Origin of the sequence: Flavilitoribacter nigricans DSM 23189 = NBRC 102662, assembly GCF_002646595.1 — a bacterium.
GTDB classification, from domain to species: domain Bacteria; phylum Bacteroidota; class Bacteroidia; order Chitinophagales; family Saprospiraceae; genus Flavilitoribacter; species Flavilitoribacter nigricans.
This window is the reverse complement of the sequence record NZ_PDUD01000110.1, coordinates 1-2,213: the sequence shown is the minus strand read 5'-3', so window position 1 is coordinate 2,213 and position 2,213 is coordinate 1. Positions and strand designations below refer to the sequence as shown.

2 protein-coding genes are annotated in these 2,213 nt (G+C 37.8%); both read right to left on the bottom strand.

Annotated elements, in window-relative coordinates; translation table 11 throughout:
- Window positions 1-120: 120 nt before the first annotated feature.
- Window positions 121-1,221: a hypothetical protein gene (locus tag CRP01_RS41595; RefSeq protein ID WP_099156019.1), complete on the bottom strand. Its 1,101-nt coding sequence runs from the start codon at window positions 1,219-1,221 to the stop codon at window positions 121-123.
- Between the two features lie 93 nt (window positions 1,222-1,314).
- A complete protein-coding gene (locus tag CRP01_RS41590) occupies window positions 1,315-1,758 on the bottom strand; it encodes a hypothetical protein (protein ID WP_099156018.1) in 444 nt (147 codons plus the stop codon).
- Between the last annotated feature and the right edge of the window lie 455 nt (window positions 1,759-2,213).

Here is a 2,213-nt window from a genome sequence, read left to right as displayed (position 1 = left end):
GGAAAAGGCCAACAAGAAAAGATGAATTGTTCCGTGAACCGCCGTATACGAGATCCGTACGTACGGTGGTGTGAGAGGCGCACCCCAGTCAACTATGGCTGGGGCCGTCTACTCGATTAGTCACCGTATTTTTGACTTTTCAAATGGTCTTTTATCTGAAGTAGTCATTTTATATTGTTCCAAAGCCTCTTCCAGAGTAAGATCTGGTGGCATATTTTCAACGAATGTCATAACTGATGTAAAGATGAACGGTATGTTGCTTTTTGAATTAAAATCAGATTTTGTTGCAATGTCATTTAATTGATCACCATTCCATTTTTTTCTTATTCTATTGGCACTCTCATATTTTTCCTTATTCAAATTGGGAAGCCATATTTTGTTATTTAGAGAATCTGGCAACAAGTGATGTCTATATTGCCAAGTTGAGTAAACCTCAAAATTTCCTTTATCCTTATCATTTTGGAAATGGAGGTAAGAGATTGCTTGTTCAGGATCAAATCGTCCCTCATTTACTGCCTTGCAAAGAATTGGTTCAAGATCAATTATGTTTTTATCACCGCTTCTTCTTTGAGCTGTATGAACTAAAACCACATCATGATTTTGCCCTCTTAAGGATTTTCTAAAACCGAGCTCTATGTGAGAAGGGAAGCCCAGAGAATCAGTTATTGAAAGTATCCTATTCATATTTATTATTCGATTAGCTTGAATAGTGTCATCATGAGTATCGTACATTGGTCTGAACAATTGATCTTTTTCCCAAATTGATTTGAATTCATTTCTTAATCTTGAGTCATATTCAGTCGTTCTTTTCTCTATAAAAGAATCCCAAAGGTTTTCATCTATATATGTGTTGACAAAAATTGACTTTAGCGAACTTAAATCATCAGAATTATTTATAAGTAGTTGAAGATTTAAATTTCTTTCATCTAAATTATTAGAGAGTTGATTTGAAAGTGCGGCATTATAAACATCAGGGCCAAAAGGTTTTTTGATTTCTCTAAATGCCAATGAGTAATTTTTGGATGCTCTATCGAAATCACCATCACAAATTGCAATTTCAGCTTTATTAGTTAGAATGTGATATTTAGTAATTGCTTCATTATTGTAGTTGCATTTCGCTAATTCAGTGATGGCAGAATTTTCAGACTTAATATTCGTCTCATTGCGGTTTTTACAACTTACTTGAATTGTCAGGATAAGTATAATGATTGTTATTCTCATTTTTTATTTTTATGGTGACTAACGGTTCGCTAGACGATCGGCCGAAGCGAAGCAGAGGCTGGGCGACTAGCGGGGTGTTGGGCTCTCGTGCTTTTATTTTTTTATTTTAAATCCCGCCTTTCCTGCAGCTATTGCTAATGCTTTCAAGATTTTGTTTTTGACTGATCCTTGTTGGTCTAAATTTTCAATTTTGCTATGTATTTCCTGATAATTAAACTCCATAACAGGCGATTTTATCTTGTCCAAAACTTCATTCAAAACGTCCAATCCTTCATCTTGGAGCGCTTGAAAAAATGTACCTGGTGAATTTTCAAGCAATAGAAAAATCATTTCATTACTCCACTCAGAGTACTCAGTATTGGTCCGGCAGATAACATCTAATGTGCAAAGAAATTCCATTACCATCTCATAATCAAGTTGCTCAAGGTTTTCATTGACTATTTTAATTTTATCAATGTCACACTTATTGCAATCGATTCTTTTAGGCTCAACATCAATTCCGATTAAAAGCAGGATCTGAATAATTATCAATATCATGATTCTCTATTTGCATGGAGCCCAACGTTTCGCTAGACGATCGGCCGAAGCTTCAGCGGAGGCTGGACGGCTAGCGGATGTTGGGCGATCGTCCCATATTTATTTTCCAGGCCCCGCTCGACTACATGTTATGTCTTTCCCTGCTAAATTTCAATCTCGCTCGGCTATATTTCTAAGTTCCGTTTAGCTGTACTGATTGGTTTTCTTTGCCTCGCTCGGCAATTTGTCAAGTGGCGCTCGGAATTTTCCCTTGTCACGCTCGGTTTCCCCCGGATGTCGCCCAACGTCCCGCATACCTGACGTAGCCAGCTTTTGCTGGCTATGGGCAGGTATGCATTGTGTGTGCCCCGAATGGGCATCACTACTGTCAAAGATAACGAATCGGAGATAGTAGTCTACTCTAGGGAGATGAAAGTTCTCCTATCGCACAAGGTAAGTGAGTGCGATTAGCAAGC